This window comes from uncultured Microscilla sp., from assembly GCF_947493425.1.
In the GTDB taxonomy this organism is placed as follows: Bacteria; Bacteroidota; Bacteroidia; order Cytophagales; family Microscillaceae; genus Microscilla.
In genome coordinates this window covers 14,572-34,973 of the sequence record NZ_CANLRP010000089.1, presented here as the reverse complement: position 1 = coordinate 34,973, position 20,402 = coordinate 14,572, and the positions used below count along the sequence as shown (strand labels likewise).

Here is a 20,402-nt window from a genome sequence, read left to right as displayed (position 1 = left end):
AAACAGCATATTTTGAAGCTTTCATGCTACAAAGATAACTTTTTAACCAATATTAATATTTTCGCAAGAAGTCTAATCAAGGTGGGTGGGAAAATCTATAAAAGCAAAGCAGGAGTTATTAATTCAGATGATATTACCATATCAGGTGGGAAATATTTACTGGTTCATCACAGAGATAAACCAACTCTTAATCGTATTATGTTTCAATATAAAGCTACTGACTTTAATCTTGGTGATCGTCTAGATTCTTTAGTTGATAAAAAAAGAATAGAAATACCATATTTGGATTAACCAGTTTTTTTTAAGTCTTCCAAAGTAGACCCGAAAGCATAAAATAAAGACAAGCCTGTGACTTGTTTTGCGATAGCAAGGTATACGAAGCCTGTTCAATGTAAAAGTTGGACAGGCTTTTTTTATTTCTTATGGACTGAAACCAGGTATTTATCTAGTAGTTGTCTTTAATTATAAGTGAACACTTACAGGCAAAATTACTCTCGTAGAAGGGGAATCAGGTGCGGTTCCTTTTGTATAAAATGTTATAAAGTTACACTTGACAAAACAAATGCTTGCTATATAACGTGAGATAGTATACCAACTTTAATTGAAAAGGAGAGTAAATTTATTGTTCTGAAAAAATGATATATACTAAGTAAATGTTTGGTATTAGGCTTTTTTTTAGGTGTAAACAGTATATTTAGTGTGACAAATCTTCTCTCTATAAGCATTTGTTGTAGTGCATTTGTATCGGGTATTATTGCTTTTTAGATATATAATATCTATGTTTGAAATACGAAATATTGAGGTAGCACTTCAATTAACTTAAGGTTGTGCTACAATAAATACGCTGTTTTGTTTAACAAAAGCTGATTTAAAATGAGATTACTTACTGCTACTGCATTGTTGATATTGTCGTGGTTTACTTTTAGTTCTTACGATGATAAACAAGCAATGAAAAAAACAAAGGCTAGTAATAATACAAAGGAAAAACAACCAATAATTCAAGGAAGTATGACAGAAGCTAACATTGGAAGCTCGTTTTACAACTTCAAAATAAAAACCCTGGATGGTAAAACATCCATAAACTTCTCTAAATACAAAGGCAAAAAAATACTTATTGTAAATGTCGCATCCGAATGCGGCTTCACTCCACAATACAAATCCTTACAAGAACTTCACGAAAAACACGGCGACAAGCTGGTAGTTTTGGGCTTTCCCGCAAACAATTTTGGTGCACAGGAACCCGGTAGCAATGAGCAGATTGCTAAATTTTGCCAAAAAAACTATGGAGTTTCTTTTCAAATGTTTACCAAAATATCTGTAAAAGGCAGCGACCAACACCCATTGTATCAGTGGTTGCAAAAAGAGTCGGGCAAAACACCCAACTGGAACTTTTGCAAATACCTGGTGGACGAAAAAGGGAAAGTGATAAAATTTTACCCATCCTCGGTTGATCCTATGGGCAAAGAATTGTTGGGGGCAATTGAAGCCAAATAACTCGTTTGACAACGAAGAAACAGCATAAAATACGACAATGCCAACAGATTGCTTTTTGAAGCCATCTGATTGGCATTTTTACTTTATATACCAAATGATAAAGCACTGGATTTCAGCATTTCGCCTGCGCACCTTGCCTTTGGCACTGGCAAGCATAGGTATGGGGAGTTTTTTGGCAGGAGCCTATCAGCTTTTTAGCCTTAAAATATTTTTGCTGGCAGCATTTACCACCATTTTTTTGCAAATACTCTCTAACCTTGCCAACGACTATGGAGATAGTATTCATGGGGCAGACAGTATTGACCGTGAAGGTCCCAAAAGAGCCGTACAATCGGGCAAAATATCGCGACAAGCAATGTTTAGGGCAATGGTTGTGTTGGGTGTTTTATCTCTTGTATGTGGAGTATGGTTGTTATACGTTGCCATTAATTCTATGCAGACCTTTTTCTTTTTTTTGGGTTTAGGGGTTTTGTCTATCATTGCTGCGGTAACCTATACCGCAGGCAAAAAGCCTTATGGCTATGCGGGTTTAGGCGATATCTCAGTCATTATATTTTTTGGTTGGGTGGCTGTGTTAGGTACGTTTTATTTACACGCCCAACAGTTTCACTGGCAACTTTTATTACCTGCCACCAGTTGTGGCCTTTTTGCTACTGCCGTGTTAAACGTAAACAATATAAGAGACATTGAGTCGGATAAAAAAGCCGGTAAAAAATCTATTCCAGTGCGTATTGGCAGGCAAAAAGCTGTGGTTTATCATTGGGGTTTGCTTATTACTGGAATAGGATGCTCGCTGGCGTATGTGTTGATGTACTACCAAAGTGCTTACCAACTTATATTTCTTATCATATTGCCCCTTTTATTTATCAACGCCAAGGCTGTATATCAAAAAAAAGAAGCTGCCCAGTTAGATCCATATCTCAAACAAATGGCGATCACTACCCTTATTTTTGTGCTTACCTTTGGCATAGGCCAATTGCTCTAAAACCCTGACTTTTTTAGCAATAATTCATAATAAAACACTATGAATCAGTCAATTCAATTGATTCATTATAAGTAGGTTAGCCCTGATTGTGGCCAATAACTCAGGGCTTCTTGTTACTTACCTGATAAAAATCATACATACGTATTCATATTTTTAATACCTTTACCAATAGAAATTATTTGTAAATAAAAATTACATTACCAAAATAAGTAAAGCTCATGAAGAAAATACTTGTGCCAACCGATTTCTCCGAGCAGGCAAAAAACGCTTTATTAGTAGCTAACCAAATAGCGCATAAGTCTGGTTGTGAAATTATTTTAATGACTGTAATTGACCCTCCAAAGTCTTTCCAACCCACCATTGGTCAGAACGATGACGAAAACATAGAGCAAAAATATGTACAATACCTTATTGAGAATGCTGAAGGTAGAATGCGTAAATTGGTAAGTGATATTGAATTTGCAAATACTGACCGCCGTACCAAAGTAGTATTGGGCAACATTTACAAATGCATTAGCGAAACTGTGGTGAAAGAGCAGATTGACCTGGTAGTGATGGGAACCCAAGGTTCTAGTGGTTTAGACGAGATATTGATTGGGTCGAACACCGAAAAAATTGTACGTACTGCTACTTGCCCAGTACTTACCGTGCGTGGCCACTCTGATGGGTTTCAGGGCAACAACATTGTGTTTGCTACCAGCCTAAAAGAAGAGCAACTCCTTTCTATTAACAAGTTGCAGGCGTTTCAAGAAGTATTCGACGCCCATATTCACTTGTTGTACGTGATTACTCCTTCGGTATTTGCTACTACCCGCGAGATTGAGGCATTGAAAAACAACTTTGTAGAAAAAGCCCAGCTTAAAAACTATACTTTTCATACTTATTCTGAAGCCAATGAAGAATCGGGCATCTTACACTTTGCCGAAGATTTTGGGGCAGATATGATAGCGGTTGCTACTCATCAGCGGAAGGGATGGAGACATTTTTTCTCTGGTAGTATTGCCGAAAACATTGTAAACCACGCCAAACAACCTGTATTGGCTTTTAGTATCAAATAGATATATTAGTATAATGAGCAGCTTTTGCATAAATTATAAACACGATTAAGTTACTCATTATAAATAAATAAGTTACAACTATTTATTGTCACTAAAAGTTTAAAACTACAAAAGCCATCCCCAACAGGATGGCTTTTGTAGTTTTATGTAGTAATGTTTGAGTGTTTTATTCAAATATACGAGCGGGGCGGTTGTCTTCGTCCTTGTTCTGACGATTGCTCTTATCTATAAAATAAATGATAAGCCCCAACACCACTGTAGCCAGTGCTATGAGCGACCCCTGGGTTCTTTGGGTTAATAAGTAGTACATTGTCCAACCAGTAGCAGCCAAAAATATTGCAGGAGTAATGGGGTAGCCCCAAGTGCTATAAGTAGGTTTTACAATGCCTTGTTTCTCAATAAGCTCTGCTTCTAATACCCGTTGGTCTTCGTTGCTTAAGTTGTTGTCCTGAAGCAATGCTTTGATCTGACTAATTCTGGCGCGTATTTTACTACGACGCGAACGCATAATAAATATGCCCAATACTGTAGAAAAAGTGAAAATATCGAGTGCAAAGGCGATATAAAATAATACCGTGTTAAACGAAGCAGTAAGAATCAGAATGAGCGAAATAGTAGATTGCAATGAAATGGCCAATACTGGAATGCCTTTTTTGTTTCTTACGGCTAGTTTTTTCAACAATGGCAAATCTTCGCCCATTACCTGAGTTACTCTAGGTCCGGCAAATATCATGGCGCTGATAGAAGAAATAAGTAATAAAGCAATCATCAAACCCATTGTTTTGCCTATGGCAGTACCAAATATTTTATCTGCCGACAAATAACCTACCTCTAGTGGCGTGTTGAAGTCTGCCATCTGCTTGGCAGCCAGTTCGCCTACGGGCACAGTGTATAAGAATATATAGTTAAGCAATATATAAGCTACAGTTACTGCAAGGGTACCCAAAAGCAACGAGCGGGGGACGTTTCGCTTGGGGTTTACAATTTCATTGGACAAGTAAGCCGAGGCGTTCCAGCCAGAATAAGAAAACGATACAAAGGCAAGGTTAATGGCAAAGGCAGAACCAAAAATCATTGTCCAGTCACCTTTTTTAGGGATAATACTGATTTTTTCGGGGGAGGGGGTAATGAAAAAACCTCCAAAAATAAATCCTACAATCAAAACTACTTTGACTACAGTAGATACCCGTTGAAACAAACTCCCGGTTTTAACATCATAAGAATGAACCGCTGTAATGACCAAAAGTACCCCAATGGCCACTACAGTACCATTGATCCCTGGGATAACACTTGCTACGTATTTACCCAGTGCCATACAGGCAAGTGCCACCGGAGCCGAAAACCCCACTGTGGCTGATACCCAACCAGATAAAAAACCAAAGGAGGGATGATATATTTTAGATAAGTAGTTGTATTCGCCGCCAGAACGGGGAAACATAGCGGCAAGTTCGCCATAGCTTAGTGCCCCACACAAAGCCACAATACCGCCCACTAACCACAGCATTAATATAGGAAAGTAAGGGGCAAAATCTGCTCCTTTTGCGGTGGCAAATTTAAATCCAGCCGCTTGAAAACCAATACTGGTAAAAACTCCGGCACCTACCATATTGGCCACTACAATGGCTATGGCTGTATAAAAACTTACTGATCTTATCTGATTTTTCGACATAAGATGCTTCTGAAAAGTAGTTTCGATAAATTACAAAAAAAAGTAAGCGAAAAACTCGCTTACTTAAGTATTAGAATAAAAAATAGTTTCGCGTCGTGAATTTCTAAAAACTTTGTGTAAAACCTATGATAAAGACTGATTTTTTATAGAGGCAAGTTTTAAAATCTTTTCATACTCTTCTGGAGTCAAGTCATTGAAGAAGAAATACACCGGATCTATTTGCTTGTTATTTTTCAATACTTCGTAATGAACATGTGGCGCCGTAGAAAAACCTGTACTGCCCACATAACCTATGCATTGCCCACGTTTTACCTTTTCGCCGGGTCTTACTTTAAAGCTGGCCATGTGTGCGTAGCGGGTTACATAGTTGTAACCGTGGTCTATGTCTACCGTGTTGCCGTAGCCTCCCATATATTCAGAGCGTTTTACTATGCCATCGGCAGTAGCATAAATAGGGGTGTTGTAAGGAGCGGCAAAGTCGATGCCAGGGTGAAAGTGTGCCACCTTATACAAAGGGTGCATACGAGTACCAAAACCAGAAGTAAGACGGGTAAGTTGTTTGTTGGAGATGGGTTGAATCGCTGGCAGGTGTGATAACATTTTAGATTTGTCTTTGACCATTTTTATTATTTCGTCATAAGACTTGGTTTGTACATACATCTTTCGTTTGAGTTGATTTACCCGTTTGAAAGTGTTGGAAATGAGGGCTTTTTTGTCTTTGGCAAGCCCCGATTTTAAAATCTTTTCGTAACTCTTGTCATTTTTTACCCCAGCCATTCTCACCGAATTAGGAATAGGGTTGGCTTCAAAAATGAGGCGGTATACATTGTTGTCTCTGGTTTGCAACGACGTAAGCGTTTTGTCTACTTGTTCGAGGCGGTTGTTGAGGATGGCGTAAAACTCTTTGAGTTTCTCGTTTTCACTTTGTAGTACCTTTTCCTGGTCGCTTTTGTAATACTGACCATAAATAGCCGTAAAGCCAATGGCAATTAATACAGAGAAAGTAAGAAAACCCAAAAGGTTTAAAATAATGTCGGTAGTTTTTACCTTTACCCGCTCATACTTGCAGGTATCGGTATCATAATAGTATTTTACTCTAGCCATTCTATTTCTAAATTTGTCTGTTTAAGAAGCTTTGAGAGCCATTACCTTAGTAACATGGAAAAAATAAAGTATTCCAATAGAACACAATATCTGTTGGGTGGACGATGAAAAAAATATTTGCATAGCCAAAGCTATGAACATATTTCCCCGAAAAAATCGGGATTTTCAATTTGAAGAAGTACCCTCGTCAGAGATGACGTTCTATGAAGTAGGTTATTTTTATAGTTTTACTTAAAATGCAAAGTTTTTTCTGTTTATAAAAAGATGTTAGTCTAAATTTGTTTTTAACTTTGCATCTCACAATTTGTAATTGAATCAAAACTTGCAAAAAACAATCCATTTTGACAAAGATTATATTGTCAAACCCTGCAAATATATCAATTGTGTAGGAATATAAATAATATTAAAATATTAAATTCAAGTTATACTTCGGATGGACTCCAAAACCATAAGACAAAAGTTTCTGGATTTTTTCAGAGAAAAGCAGCATCAAATTGTTGATTCGGCTCCTTTAGTAGTAAAAAACGACCCAACTTTGATGTTTACCAATGCTGGTATGAACCAGTTCAAAGACTTCTTTTTAGGCACCAAAACTGCCGAAAACCGACGTGTGGCAGATACTCAAAAATGTTTGAGGGTATCGGGCAAGCACAACGACCTTGAAGAGGTAGGGCACGATACTTACCACCATACTATGTTCGAGATGTTGGGTAACTGGTCGTTTGGCGACTACTTTAAAAAAGAAGCCATTGCCTGGGCGTGGGAGCTGCTAACCGGAGTATTTGAGTTGCCCAAAGATCGTTTGTATGTAACGGTGTTTGAAGGCGACAAAGAAGATAACTTAGAGCCCGATCAGGAGGCTTTTGATATTTGGAAAAACTACATCAACGAAGACCGCATCATTTACGCCTCTAAGAAAGATAACTTCTGGGAGATGGGCGAAACTGGTCCTTGTGGTCCTTGCTCTGAAATTCATATCGACTTGCGTGATGCTGGCAAGGTAGCTAAAACGCCGGGCAAAGGGTTGGTAAATCAAGACGACCCACAAGTGGTTGAAATCTGGAACCTGGTATTTATCCAGTTTAACCGTATGGCAAATAAATCGCTACAAAACCTGCCCGACAAACATGTGGACACGGGAATGGGCTTTGAGCGCTTGGCAATGGCTATTCAGGGCAAAAAATCAAACTACGACACTGACGTGTTTCAGCCAATGATTCAGTCTTTGGCTAAAGTGGCAGGTACCCAATACGGCAAAGAAGAAAAAACTGACATTGCATTAAGGGTAATTGCTGACCACATTCGCGCCATTTCTTTTGCCATTACCGATGGGCAATTGCCTGGCAACAATGGAGCAGGGTATGTGATCCGTCGTATTTTGCGCCGGGCAGTACGTTATGGCTACTCTTACTTAGGGTTTAATGAGCCATTTTTGCATACTTTGGTGCCTATGCTTGCCGAACAATTCGCTGAGGTTTTTCCAGAGCTAAAGCAACAGCAAGCGCATGTAAGCAATATCATTATACAAGAAGAAAAAAGTTTTTTGCGTACCCTTGCCAACGGTTTGAAACTATTGGATGAAGTAATTGCCAAAACCAAAGGACAGCAACAAAAAGAAATTGCGGGTACCGATGTGTTTACTTTGTCTGATCGTTATGGTTTTCCATCTGATTTGACCAACCTGGTAGCCAGCGAAAATGGTTTGGGTATAGACGAAAAAGGCTTTAAAGAGGAATTAAAAAAACAAAAAGAACGTTCTCAAAAAGACGCCCAAAAATCTACTGGAGATTGGGTGGTGCTCAACAGTGGCGAGTCGGAGTTTATTGGCTACGACGAAACTTCTAGCTTTACCAAAGTATTGCGTTACCGCGAAATAGAAGTAAAGAAGAAAAAACAATACGAAATTGTATTGGAAACCACGCCATTTTATGCCGAAAGTGGGGGGCAAGTAGGCGACACTGGCTCTCTTGAGTTTAGGGCAGAGGCAGGCACGGTAACCATACCTGTGATTGATACCAAGAAAGAGAATGACTTGATTATTCATTACAGCCCTAAGAATGATTTTACCAAAGTAGCTGATTTAGCTCAGGTAGAGGTATTTGCTCAAGTAAAAGAACAACGTCGTCGTTTGACCGAAAACAACCACAGTGCAACTCACTTGGTACATTCAGCGTTGCGTCAGGTATTGGGGCAGCACGTAGAACAACGTGGTTCGTTGGTAAACGATGCTGTTTTGCGTTTTGACTTTTCACACAACGCTAAGATGACCGATGAAGAAATAGCAGAAGTAGAGCGCATTGTCAATGAGAAAATTCGTGAAAATATTGCCTTAGACGAAAGGCGTGCTGTGCCTTACAAAGAGGCCATCGAGAGTTTGGGGGCTACCGGCTTGTTTGGTGAAAAATACGGCGACACAGTAAGGGTCATTACTTTTGACGAAAACTACTCGCGTGAATTATGCGGTGGTTGTCATGTGCCAAGTACCGGGGTGATTGGTTTCTTCAAGATTATGACTGAAACTTCGGTGGCTTCGGGGGTGCGACGCATAGAGGCAGTAACTGCTACCAAGGCAGAAGAATACGTGCAAAACCAGGTGGCTTTGGTAAATCAGGTAAAAGACTTGTTGAAAAACCCTAAAGATTTGCCTAAAGCTATAGAAAGCCTCATCAAAGAAAAAACAGACTTGAGCAAACAAATAGAGGTATTGGAAAACCAACAAGTACAGGCGCTCAAGCAAGGCTTGCTCGATGCTGTAAAGCAAACCAATGGCATCAACTTTATTGCTCAAAAGGTGAGTTTACCTTCTGCCGATGCCTTGAAAAACCTGGCGTTTGACGTACGTAAAAACCAGGATAACTTATTTATGGTATTGGCTTCCGATATCAAGGGCAAACCCCAAATTGCTGTAATGATTTCTGACAACCTGGTAAAAGAAAAGTCACTGAATGCGGGCAAAATTGTCAAAGAACTTGCGCGTGAGATCAAAGGTGGTGGTGGTGGACAAGCTTTCTTTGCAACTGCTGGAGGCAAAGACGCTACCGGGCTCGACAAAGTAGTGGAGCGTGCCGGAGAGTTTGTGGCGTAATTTCTCAAATTTAGAAGTAACCAATAAAGGGTTTTAAGAGGGCGAGTTATTCAAGTAATTTTTTTTTCTTGAGTAAACAGGCTTCTTAAAGCCTTTTTTTATAGGTATTTGAGCAACATTACCGGGGCATAACTTCGTTTTAATTGGAAACCGACAACCTACCTTTCAGATTAGTTTATTTTCAAATCCTCGTTATTCAACTTTTATTTTAGTATTATTAATTGACCGAAAAACCATTACAGGCATTCAAAACTGTCAATATATTTGAGGTCAACGATTGATAAAGAACATTTAATATGGGAAACACCAGTACAAATCAACCAAAAGTATTGATCATAGAGGATGACGCAATCAATGCCTTTGTTCTACAAAAATTTATTGAAAAAAAATATACAGCAGTGCTGGCAAAAAACGGACATGAAGCATTAAATTTGGTAAAGGACGCCTCATTTGACGTGATTTTGATGGATATTAACCTGGGCGACGAAAACCTGGATGGGGTACACTTGCTACAAGAAATCAGGGCAATTACCGGCTATGCCAACGCCAACATATTTGCGGTCACTAGTTTTGCCATGCGTGGCGATAAGGAATCATTTTTGGCAGCAGGCTTTAACCGTTATTTTTCCAAACCCATTGAGCATTCTGTCATAATGAAAGCTATAGATGAAGCCGTAAGTAGCGAAACATAAGATTTGAAGTTGTGTTGCCCTGTGTAGCTTATTTATACGAGCTTTTTACTCCACTTTTGTAAATAGGTTTCTGTTTTTTGGAAATAACGTGGATGCAAACTGTAAATAATGATTTCAAAAGTGTAATCCACCTCATTCTCCTTGCTTAACTTAATATATGGCCTTTTAGTCACTGAAGCCCAGGGGGTGTTCAAAATAAGTTCCCGTAACTTATCAATACTTTCGGTAGGAGTATATCTCTTGGGGAGGTCAAGCTGGAAAGAATGATTTTTAATTGCCTCGCTTGATTTGGGTTGTACCCTGGTTACCCCCGAAACAGTATGATAAGGTATACTGATAATTTCCCCACGAAAGTTTTCTAGTTTTACCCCAAAATACCCCAACTCTTTTACTCTACCCTCCAGGGCTTGTACCTTGATGCGTTCACCTATAGTAAAAGCTCCTTCGAGCTTAAGTACTACTCCAGCTATAAAATCACGAATGGCAAACCATGACAAAGCCACAATAATGACCAGCATAATACCCAGTATAATGAGGGTGTACACCAATTTGTTGTTAAACACGCCTTGTACGCCCCATATTACCCAGCTAAACCACACAATACCCTCTACTACAGGCAATAAACGCTCAAATTTTAGTTGTCGGTTTTTTTGCTCCGGTACCCAATAATTGACCAATTTCTTGATAAAACGAAATAACAGAAATATACCTACCCCCAGCAATATAAACCAGGCCACTGAATAATATGAAATGTTAAAATTTATATCTTTCATTTGTTAGTTTTAATTAATCGTGTACGAAGTTTTAAAACCTCTGATATACAGGTGTTTACATATAAATCAAGGGGTGAATTCGTAGGGGCTACCCTTGTGGTCGCCCTAGCGAAGAGCAAACATGAGCGTATTAAAACGTCTTTTAAAACTAAAAATGACCTTATTTTTGCTCGCATTAATCTTACAAAATACTTATTATCAGTTAATTATAAGACTTCGTACAGCTCTAAATTTTAATTGGTATTTGACTGGAGCAAGCTCTTAGATAGCAAGTATATGGCGACTTGCCCTAGTCTATAGGTAACCAGTAATTTTATAATAATGATTGTTGGTTTTTCAAATAAACTGTATACAAACTTCTTAATTAGCCAATACAAGGCTTTTTATGGTTAGTTTGCAATTGAAAAACTTTCAACTCAAATTACCCCCGTCTTTGTCAATTCCTGAATCAAGTGGTGCTCCAGGTAAGGATTAATTTTAAGTACATTGTTGTTGGTTTCTTTTATAATTCCAGCACGCTTAAGCACTTTTACCCTATTGTATACAACTCTTTCATCTTCCATTGTTATTCTTAGCAAACGATCCAGGGTAAGGTGTTTATGCAAGATAAACTGTACAATCCATATCAACCAATCTTCAGGCAATTGCCCCAGTATCTCTGTATTTGGTTTTGAGGGTTCTCTAATTACTAATACCTCACCGTCTACCTTCTCGATGTGCGAAATCCACACCTGTAGCGCAATGCCCACGTTGCCTTGCGAATAATCAAAATACTTGCTCATCAAACGGGCATACTTCCATTCTGTCATGTCTTTTTCAGCAATGCCTTTCCATTCAAACGTAATGGGGCTGGAGCGGTGACGAAACAATATGATGTCTTTGAGTGCCTCGGCATTAAACGGAGCACAGTTGATGGTAGTCAAGAAATAATTCTCAATTTTCTTTACCATATTGATAAAGCGGAGCGAGTATTGGTTGATGTTTAAAATAAAAAAGCACTGCTCACTGTAGGTGTCCAGCAAGTCGAGCAACATCTCTAATACCTGCCAGCCATTGGGACTACGTTCCCACCAAAGCTCCAAGTCGTTGAAAACCAGTACTGTATTGAGCGAAAGCTCGGCAAATATCTCAGGATATTCTCCCTCAATGCCTACCCCATTTTCAAAAGCACGTTTAAAATCAGTTACATCGATAGAACCATACGCTGGTGGGGCAATATAATGAACAAAGCGTTTGGAAAAGTACTGTTCGGCAATGTGTTGCGATAAAAACGTGCGTCCAGAGTTATAGTCGCCCGTGATCATGAGTGCTCCGCCAAACCCATCTTTAAATCGATTAATGGCTTTTTGAGCTTGTTCCAGTTCAGATTTTCTACCCACCCAAAAATCATCACCAAATGTGTTTTTATGGGTAAACAACTGGTGATAATACACAGGCAAAGCTTCAATTACTTCAGGTTTGGGTGAAATGGCTTCTACCAAATTCAATACACGTTCTACCTTTGAATCTTCTTTTTTATTGGTCGATTGGAGCTGTTGAGCTGCCAATATGCCCTCACTGCGGCGATACCACAAGCGGGTAATACTGTTTTTGATGCGTGATTGTACCCTCAACAAGCTTACCCCACCTACCCGCGACAATCGGGTTTTGTTTTCCCTGCTACGAATGTACTGTTCGGCGTTATCGGCCGACCTGCTAATAACATAAGGGCTAAGTTTCACTACAGTATTGCGAAACATATCTGCCATACTGGTAGATACCTGCTGCTGGATATTTTCAATTTCTTTGCGTTCCTTGTCGATTTGCTGCTTTTCTTCGGCAAGCAAAGCCTTGACCTGTACTTTTATTTCTTTTTGCTTGACATCGGTCGCATTTTGCAGTTGATTGATATGAAAAGACAGCATGCGTTTTACCTCATTTGCCATGTTACTGGCACGTTGAAACTTACGCGGCAAATCGTTGGTATAATCTACCAAAGGCTCAATCAGGTTGAACTGAACAAAATAGTCCAGCAAACGATTGACAGACACCGACATAGACTCCAGCTCCTCTAGTTCTTCCGTTTCCAGACTACTCAACGACTCCTCGTGAATCATGTCAATGGTTTCAGAGTAGCTCGCCATCAAATCTTTTAGTTTGCTCAAAAACTTATCTACCGATTGTTTGAAATACCCCTCCATATTTACCGCATATTGGGTACGTACAATCCAGGTTTTGTATTGAGCCTCATCGTTAATATCAAAGTTGTCAATAAAACGCTCCAGCACGTTCAGTGGTTTATTGATATTCTTTCCTATTAGGCGATTGAGGTCATTTTCCAACCCATTGAGCAAGCCCGCCAGTTGTTTTCTAAACGAAAGCAAACGTGCTTCTATCAAGGTGGTCTTGGTTACCAAAGCCTGATTGTGTTTCCACAAATCGGGCAACTCTTCTATACTTGCCCTTAGTTTGCGGGCTTTTTTAAACTCTTTTCGTCCTTTGCGTAATAGCTGGTTAGTTTCCAGGGCGTCAAAGTTTTGACTGATTTCTTGTATTTCGCGATGAGTTTCATACAACAAAATATGGTTGTATTTGTATACCTTTTCGCGTTGCCCATTGGTAATGTCAAGAATAAAATTTTTGAGCTGGTTATATTCTTCATCTATCTTTTCGGTCAACTTGGTAGCGTGTGCTGCTATGTCAGTTGCCTCTGGTTGGTCGCGATCAGCCTTGAGCAAGTTCAACTCTTTTTCTATCAGGTCAAAACTATGGGCAGTTTTGCGCAGCAACTCCTGAATGCGGGTATTGTAGGCTATATTAGATCGGTCAAAGTCGCGGTACAACTCCGAAAAAGTCTTTTGCCCCATTGTTTGTACATAAAACTGGAGCACCTTATGGTGTTTAAACGTATAACTTAAGGGTTTTTTAGAGAATCTGTATTTCAGCCTGTTTTGCCAATTGAGGTTGCGTATTTTTTCCTTATTGGTCTCATTTTTTTCAAAATACGCTTGGTCGTACTTAATCGTAATAGTCACTGGGTTTTGGGCAATTACCTGGGTAATTTGCTTGTACAACCACTCAGACCCTTCTACCAGGTTGTCGTACTTTTCGGCAAGTTGATTTTCAATAAAATTATTGATCAACTCCCCGCTTTGTTGCATAAAGTGCAAATGAACATCTAATACCTGACGATCTTCGCCAACATCACCTATTTTGTCTACTTGCGCTTTTAGTTGATCAAAGCTCTGTTTGATCAGTTTGCGTAAAGCTTGCGTAAGTTTTTTGTCAATGGCATAGTTAGGGTTAATATATTGATGGCTATAGTCCAGCAACACATTACGCAAATCTTCATGGAGTTGAGTGATAATATTTGCCAGTTCTTCTTTTTGGGGCAATACCAATTCCGGAATTCGGTATTCGGCAATGTCGGCTTCTTGTTTGGGCAGCGCGTCACTTTCGTTGGTAAGCTCAAGCAAGTTATTAGAGGCAGTCTCAAAGTAAGACGACGACTTTGCCATTACCACCGTTTTATCAATTTGGCTAATGAGTTGGTTGGTATTTTCATAAAACTCAAAATCCATTTTAGACTTAATCTCAGGCAATCCCAGTATTACCAGGTCAGTATTTGTCGATTCGGCGTTGATTATTTCCTGGTAAGGGCGTTGCTGTACCTCATTGCTAATCACCTTTACCTCGGCGTCAATCCGCATCTCTTCCAACATCAGGGTAATGTTCTTATAAATACGGTTTTGGTTTAGGTTATCTTCGCTCACTATCAGGCAGCGTATTTTGGCTTTGCGCCAATCGTCTGACGACTGGATAAATTTAAGCAAGGTCAAGGTAAGATTTACATTAAAACTCTTGCCTCTCCACCAAATGTCTATAGCCTCTTGTTTGCCAAACCCATGTGCCTGGTTATACTGCATCAACAATATATTGTAATCGAGCTTTACCAGGTTATGCACAAACGATATAAACTTGGTAGGGTCTTTGGCTTGCCTGCCCCAGCCCATGAGTATGGTGTTGGGGTCAAGCCCCGAAAACCCATAAGTTTTGGCAATGTTTTCCATTCCATCATACAAGTCGATACAATCGAGCTTACGGGTAAAAAATCCCATAAACGACCCTGTAGCCAATACTCCATTGTCTTGTACAAACTGTTGCGGTTTAGAAAATACCACTTCCGACGATTTTCGTTCAATCAGGTGAAAGTCAGACAAAAAGCCCAAACGCCCTACCAACGTTTTGCCAAACTGTACCAAATGGGGGCGCGCTTCTTCGCCTCCGCTAAACATCACAATGTTAGGTCGCCAGTTGCGTTGTTTGGTTTCTTTGCTTACTATATTATACAGTCCCCTCCGTACTACCGACGCCCACACGCCCTCCCACACATCGCCAAAGCCCAACGATATTTGCTTGCGTACCAGATAAAGAAAAATAGCCCCAATGATAACAAAAGCCACCACCATAGACGTAAGATCAAGGGCAATCATTACAAACAAGGTAAAGCCAAACCCTGTGAGACTCACAAACTTAGGTATTTTAAATGTGGGGCGAAAATCGGGACTTGCCCAGCTCTCTAAGAAACATGACAAGTTGATAAAACCATAAGCTGCCAGATAAAACATAGATACTACCTGGGCAATGGCGTTCAGTTCGCCAATGAGTACTCCGGCTTCGGCAATTACAAAAGTAAGAAGCAAAGCATTGCGTGGTTCATTGTTTTTGCCCACCCCTTTGCCAAACAGTTTTGGAGTGATCTTGTCTACCGACATTGCCTGCAAAATGCGGGGTGCCCCCAAAATGCCGCCCAATGCTGATGATAAAGTAGCCCCCCAAATGCCTGCCAATACAAAAGCAGGAGAGATAAAAGCAATTTCTTTGAGAATGTTGCTATTGTTACGCAAAATGTGGGGGTCTATAGTATAGGCAAGAAAAATAGACAGCACAATGTATACTACCAGTCCTACTACAATAGATGCCATGGTACCCACTGGAATGGTGCGTTTAGGGTTTTTGAGGTCGCCCGACATAGCTACCCCCGCAGTAAATCCGGTAACCGCTGGAAAAAACACACCAAATATTACTCCTAACGATGCTCCTGGGCTGGGCGCCAAGGTAGGGGTTTTGGGAGCAAACTCCCGGCTTCCCATAAAAATGGCTACCAGCGACAACGCAATGGCTGCCATAATAAAAAACTGGGTTTTAAGGGCAAACGAGGTACTTATAAAAGCAATAGTAGTAACAAATATAACGGTGGCAGTGCCCGCCAAACGAAGGTCGTTTACTGTAACAGCCCGCGAGTTGGCTAAAATGACTCCTTGGATGGTAGAAAATTGTTGTTCGGCCACTTGCTCTTTAAGGACGAGTTTTAGGGCGCTGATAAAGGCTTCTTTGTTATGAAATACTGCCTGAAGCGCATCACTGTTTTTGAGCGGTACCAAAATATCGTCTATGCTGCCCACTTGCAAGGTTTTAAGCATCGGAGCCGTAATACTTTGTTTGATGGCAGTGAGTGCGTTTTCGTTGATTTGGTGCCCTGATGCCATTCCGATAAAATCGAGAAAACTTTCAGAAAAACCAATGGCATACAAGGCTATGCTCAGGGCAGTACCCACAAACAGGGTAATGCCAATGGCACCTCCAATGGGTAAGCCCAGGCTCCGGGAAAGAATGTAGTACAACCCGCCCGCCTGTACCTTTTTATCGGTAGAAATAGACGACACACTCAACCCGGTAGATACTGAAATAACGTGGGCAATTAATACAATAATAATGGTCCAAAATAAGCCGGCTTGCCCAACAACCCAACCCAAACGCAGGTACATGATTACCCCCAGAATAGTAAGCACTGAGGGGGTAAACACTCCTGTAAATGCCCCAAATTTTTTAGATTTTGCCATATATCAACTAACTGACTTACACTGCTTCATACAGCGAGCAACAAATGCGAAACAAGAAAACGTCTAATTTGTTAGACAGTTTAAAACTTGTTGCAAATAAAATAAATTGCAATATAAAAAAGAATTCAACTTTAGCATCTTATTTAATCAATTGCTTCTTTGAACAGAAGCCTTGCACATTCAATAATTTCTTGTATTTTTACGCATTATTTATAATCAGTCTAAATAATAAAAGTTGACTTTATGCAAACTCAAACAGATATACAAACCCCCTTTAATATAGACGAAATCAACCGCCTGATGCGTGAGCGTCGTTCGGTTTTCCCAAAACAGTTTTCAGGCAAGATAATTCCCCGTGAAATCATTGAACAAATACTGGAAAATGCTAACTGGGCGCCCAACCACGGCAAAACCGAGCCCTGGCGATTTGTGGTGTTTACAGGTGAAGGCTTGAAGGAATTGGCACGCTTTCAGTCTGAGTTGTACAAACAAATTACTCCAGCCGATCAGTTTGATCAAAAAAAGTTTGACAAACTTGCCAATAAACCCTTGATGGCATCACATGTAATAGCCATAGGCATGAGTCGTCAGGTATCAGAAAAAATACCCGAAATAGAAGAAATAGAAGCGGTAGCCTGTGCTGTACAAAATATTTACCTCACGGCTACTGCCTATGGAGTAGGGGGCTATTGGGGCAGTGGTGGGGTTACCTATCGCGAAGAAGCTAAAGACTTTTTTGGGCTTGACCCACAAGACAAACTGTTGGGTTTCTTTTACTTGGGTTACCCCGAAAAAACTCCCAAAGCAGGCACTCGTGGCGATATAAAAGACAAAGTGGTGTGGGTAGAAGAATAGGGGGCAATGCAATAAAAAACCTCCGCTATATGATTTGATATAGAGGAGGTTTTTAGAGTAACTCTCGTTTATTTATCCATTCTAAAGCTGCGCTTCCAGTTCATCTATTTTCATTACCAGTTCTTCCCAGTCATCATTGGCGGTGGCGAGTTCTTCTTGTACCTTGTTAAACTCTTGCTGAGTTTTTTCCAGTTTTTCCTGATCATCATAAATGGTATTGTCGGCCAATGTGAGCTCCAGTGCTTCTTGTTGTTTTTCAAGCTTGGTTACTTTTGCTTCGGCTTTTTCGAGCACCATTTTGGTTTCTCGTATTTCACGTTTAATTGCCTTTATTTCGGGCGAATCTTGTGGTTTTGGCTTTTTTTCTTTCTTTTTCTTTTCTTGAGGAGGTGCTGCTTGTGCCATTTTTTTTGCCTGTTGTTTTTGGTACCAATCGTTGTACTCGGCAAAAGTACCCGGATATACTTTGATTTCCTCATCTTCGATGTACCAAATCTTATTGGCCACCTGCGAAATAAAGTGACGGTCGTGCGATACTACCACAAAAGTACCCTCGTATTGGTCGAGCGCTTGCATGAGTATATTTACCGATTGAATGTCCAGGTGGTTGGTAGGTTCATCGAGTAGCAAAAAGTTGGCTTCAGAGATCAGTACCTTGGCTAGAGCCACCCTTGACTTTTCTCCTCCCGAAAGAATTTTAATTTTCTTAAATACGTCGTCATCCTTAAATAAAAAACAACCCAAGACGCTTCGTAATTCCGTTTCTGTTTTTGCCGAACCTGCTTGTTTGAGTTCCTCCAGTATTTCGTTGTCTACTACCAACGATTCGAGCTGATGCTGGGCAAAAAACGAGAACAACACATTGTGCCCTAGTTTGCGTTCGCCCTTTATTTGTTCGGTGCCTGCAATAATGCGCAACAGGGTAGACTTACCTTTTCCATTGGCACCCACCAGCGCAATTTTGTCGCCGCGTTCTATGCGTGCAGTGGTGTTTTTCAAAATAGTAAGATCGCCGTAAGCCTTGCCTATATTGTCAAGTTCCATTACCTGACGCCCCGACTTTTGTCCAAAGTTAAACTTAAAATTTACCTTGGCAGTTTCGTCTATTACCTCATCAATCAAGTCCATTTTTTCCAATGCCTTTACTCTCGACTGTACCTGGCGTGCTTTGGTGGCTTTAGACCGAAAACGTTCAATAAAACGTTCAGTTTGACGTATTTTGTCTTGTTGGTTTTCGTAGGCAGATTGTTGTATCTCCTGGCGGAGTTCGCGTTCTTTTAGGTAAAAAGAATAATTGCCTGCATAAATATTCAGCTTTGCCTGTGACACCTCTACCGTGGTTTTTACAGCATTGTCCAAAAACTGACGGTCGTGCGACACTACTATAATGGCACCTTCGTAGCTATGAATATAGCTTTCTATCCACTGAATAGACGGTAAATCTAAGTGGTTGGTAGGTTCATCGAGCATTAGCAAGGCGGGCTTTTGCAATAGCAACTTGGCAAGCATTACCCGCATACGCCATCCTCCCGAAAATTCCTGTAAAGGGCGTTGCAAATCAGCAGTTTTAAAGCCCAAACCTTCCAGAATTTCTTCAGCTTTGGCTTGCATAGAGTAGCCTCCCAACATCTCGAAACGCTCTTGTAACTTGGCAAGCTTGTCTACCAACGAGTCGGTATAATTTACCTCCATCTCGTGCAAGGTTTTATCAATTTGCTCCTGGAGTTGATTTTGTTCTTCAAAAGCTTGCATGGCCACCTCCAAAATGCTCTCGTTGGTAAGGTAAGAAAGTAAATCTTGGTTGAGAAAGCCAATCGTACAATCTTTTGCCTTAGAAATGGTGCCCTCGTCGGGAGCATATTCACCTGAAATAAGTCTTAACAGGGTAGATTTTCCAGTACCATTGGCTCCAATGAGTCCTATCCGGTCTTTGGGTTTGATATGAAGGTTGGCATCTTTGTACAACGGTCGGCTACCGAAATAAAACGACATGTTACTAATGGCGAGCATAAGTAAAATATATTCAGGTTATTAATTAAGTTCAAACCACAAATCTACGAACAAAGTACAGGGATTTGCAATTTAATGGGAAAGTTATTAGACTTTAGAAGAAGTGAGTACTCTACCCTGCTATTTTTCGCGCTGGTTTGTGTCTCTACAAGTGGAGAGGGAAGTGTTTTAAAAAAAGCTGGGTAAGTAGGATGGGAAGGAAACAAAAGGAGAGGGCGACCACGAGGGAGCCGCCCAATGAACCCTTTAACTACGATTTTAGGTTTCCTAAAAATCAACGTGATAGAAAAATAGCAGGGGGTACCTAGAACCTAGTCCCTAAAACCTTATTTTTACTACCCACCAAACCCAATAGACTTGCTGTTTTCGTTTTTATTGCTGGCTACCCTAAAGGTCACCATCAGATGCGTATCGGTTTGGCTAATTGCTATAGAGCGATAATCAATGTCTACTTCGCCAATTTCTTTCTTTATTTGCTCAACGTCCAGCGTATTCACACTATTGTCATTGTTGTCGAAAGTAAGCGGTATTTTTTTTGTAAAAAACTTGAGTTCCTTGATTTTTTCCATTGTGAGATTGTTTTGATGAGTAGCCCCAGCCAATAAATAAGCGGACGACTTGGGTAAATTGTTTAACTTTATCATACACTTTGTATTTTGGCTAAACCTCACCAAAAATAGAGAAAAGAATGAGGAATCCAATTTTTGGAACAATAAAACAAAGCATAAAAAAGACTCGCCAAGGCAATTGGGAGTCTCTTTTTTTATATGAAAACAATTTTTGATTGATGAATGC

The 20,402-nt window shown here is 40.1% G+C and carries 13 protein-coding genes; 7 read left to right on the top strand and 6 right to left on the bottom strand.

The features are described from left to right. The 4 genes from Q0954_RS20530 to Q0954_RS20515 form a co-directional block, all read left to right on the top strand. Positions 1-291, top strand: a 291-nt coding sequence (locus tag Q0954_RS20530; protein ID WP_299459694.1) for a hypothetical protein, incomplete at its 5' end; no start/stop codon positions are given. Between the two features lie 582 nt (positions 292-873). Continuing rightward, positions 874-1,494 (top strand): glutathione peroxidase, encoded by a 621-nt coding sequence (locus Q0954_RS20525; RefSeq protein WP_299459691.1) that lies wholly within the window; start codon positions 874-876, stop codon positions 1,492-1,494. Positions 1,495-1,588: 94 nt separating this feature from the next. Further along, positions 1,589-2,479: a 1,4-dihydroxy-2-naphthoate polyprenyltransferase gene (locus tag Q0954_RS20520; protein ID WP_299459688.1), complete on the top strand. Its 891-nt coding sequence runs from the start codon at positions 1,589-1,591 to the stop codon at positions 2,477-2,479. 218 nt (positions 2,480-2,697) lie between these two features. After that, positions 2,698-3,537: a universal stress protein gene (locus tag Q0954_RS20515; protein ID WP_299459685.1), complete on the top strand. Its 840-nt coding sequence runs from the start codon at positions 2,698-2,700 to the stop codon at positions 3,535-3,537. A gap of 166 nt (positions 3,538-3,703) precedes the next feature. Here the strand turns inward: Q0954_RS20515 and Q0954_RS20510 are convergent, their stop codons facing one another. Then, positions 3,704-5,206 carry an APC family permease gene (locus Q0954_RS20510; RefSeq protein ID WP_299459682.1) on the bottom strand — a complete coding sequence of 501 codons (1,503 nt, stop codon included), beginning with the start codon at positions 5,204-5,206 and terminating at the stop codon, positions 3,704-3,706. 123 nt (positions 5,207-5,329) lie between these two features. Beyond that, on the bottom strand, positions 5,330-6,310 hold the full coding sequence (locus Q0954_RS20505) for a M23 family metallopeptidase (protein ID WP_299459679.1): 981 nt from the start codon (positions 6,308-6,310) through the stop codon (positions 5,330-5,332). A 433-nt stretch (positions 6,311-6,743) separates the two neighbouring features. On the opposite strand from Q0954_RS20505, the gene alaS reads away from it, so the two are divergent. Together alaS and Q0954_RS20495 are read left to right on the top strand one after the other, a co-directional pair. Further along, complete coding sequence (alaS, locus tag Q0954_RS20500; RefSeq protein ID WP_299459676.1) at positions 6,744-9,395, top strand: alanine--tRNA ligase; 2,652 nt, start codon at positions 6,744-6,746, stop codon at positions 9,393-9,395. Positions 9,396-9,691: 296 nt separating this feature from the next. Next, complete coding sequence (locus Q0954_RS20495) at positions 9,692-10,087, top strand: response regulator (RefSeq protein ID WP_299459673.1); 396 nt, start codon at positions 9,692-9,694, stop codon at positions 10,085-10,087. A 32-nt stretch (positions 10,088-10,119) separates the two neighbouring features. Here Q0954_RS20495 and Q0954_RS20490 read toward each other — a convergent pair whose 3' ends face one another. Beyond that, complete coding sequence (locus Q0954_RS20490) at positions 10,120-10,860, bottom strand: mechanosensitive ion channel family protein (RefSeq protein WP_299459670.1); 741 nt, start codon at positions 10,858-10,860, stop codon at positions 10,120-10,122. Positions 10,861-11,276: 416 nt separating this feature from the next. Continuing rightward, complete coding sequence (locus Q0954_RS20485; protein WP_299459667.1) at positions 11,277-16,742, bottom strand: amino acid permease; 5,466 nt, start codon at positions 16,740-16,742, stop codon at positions 11,277-11,279. Between the two features lie 243 nt (positions 16,743-16,985). Here Q0954_RS20485 and Q0954_RS20480 point away from each other — a divergent pair, with 243 nt between their 5' ends. Next, positions 16,986-17,597, top strand: a complete 612-nt coding sequence (locus Q0954_RS20480) for a nitroreductase (protein WP_299459664.1) — start codon at positions 16,986-16,988, stop codon at positions 17,595-17,597. Positions 17,598-17,678: 81 nt separating this feature from the next. Here the strand turns inward: Q0954_RS20480 and Q0954_RS20475 are convergent, their stop codons facing one another. Both Q0954_RS20475 and Q0954_RS20470 read right to left on the bottom strand, forming a co-directional pair. Then, a complete protein-coding gene (locus Q0954_RS20475; RefSeq protein WP_299459662.1) occupies positions 17,679-19,607 on the bottom strand; it encodes an ABC-F family ATP-binding cassette domain-containing protein in 1,929 nt (642 codons plus the stop codon). 335 nt (positions 19,608-19,942) lie between these two features. After that, positions 19,943-20,251: a hypothetical protein gene (locus Q0954_RS20470; RefSeq protein WP_299459659.1), complete on the bottom strand. Its 309-nt coding sequence runs from the start codon at positions 20,249-20,251 to the stop codon at positions 19,943-19,945. Positions 20,252-20,402: the final 151 nt, after the last annotated feature.

Coding starts and splice junctions, on each gene's coding strand:
- Q0954_RS20525 (WP_299459691.1), top strand. CDS start 874: ATGAGATTACTTACTGCTACTGCATTGTTGATATTGTCGTGGTTTACT.
- Q0954_RS20520 (WP_299459688.1), top strand. CDS start 1,589: ATGATAAAGCACTGGATTTCAGCATTTCGCCTGCGCACCTTGCCTTTG.
- Q0954_RS20515 (WP_299459685.1), top strand. CDS start 2,698: ATGAAGAAAATACTTGTGCCAACCGATTTCTCCGAGCAGGCAAAAAAC.
- Q0954_RS20510 (WP_299459682.1), bottom strand. CDS start 5,206: ATGTCGAAAAATCAGATAAGATCAGTAAGTTTTTATACAGCCATAGCC.
- Q0954_RS20505 (WP_299459679.1), bottom strand. CDS start 6,310: ATGGCTAGAGTAAAATACTATTATGATACCGATACCTGCAAGTATGAG.
- alaS (WP_299459676.1), top strand. CDS start 6,744: ATGGACTCCAAAACCATAAGACAAAAGTTTCTGGATTTTTTCAGAGAA.
- Q0954_RS20495 (WP_299459673.1), top strand. CDS start 9,692: ATGGGAAACACCAGTACAAATCAACCAAAAGTATTGATCATAGAGGAT.
- Q0954_RS20490 (WP_299459670.1), bottom strand. CDS start 10,860: ATGAAAGATATAAATTTTAACATTTCATATTATTCAGTGGCCTGGTTT.
- Q0954_RS20485 (WP_299459667.1), bottom strand. CDS start 16,742: ATGGCAAAATCTAAAAAATTTGGGGCATTTACAGGAGTGTTTACCCCC.
- Q0954_RS20480 (WP_299459664.1), top strand. CDS start 16,986: ATGCAAACTCAAACAGATATACAAACCCCCTTTAATATAGACGAAATC.
- Q0954_RS20475 (WP_299459662.1), bottom strand. CDS start 19,607: ATGCTCGCCATTAGTAACATGTCGTTTTATTTCGGTAGCCGACCGTTG.
- Q0954_RS20470 (WP_299459659.1), bottom strand. CDS start 20,251: ATGATAAAGTTAAACAATTTACCCAAGTCGTCCGCTTATTTATTGGCT.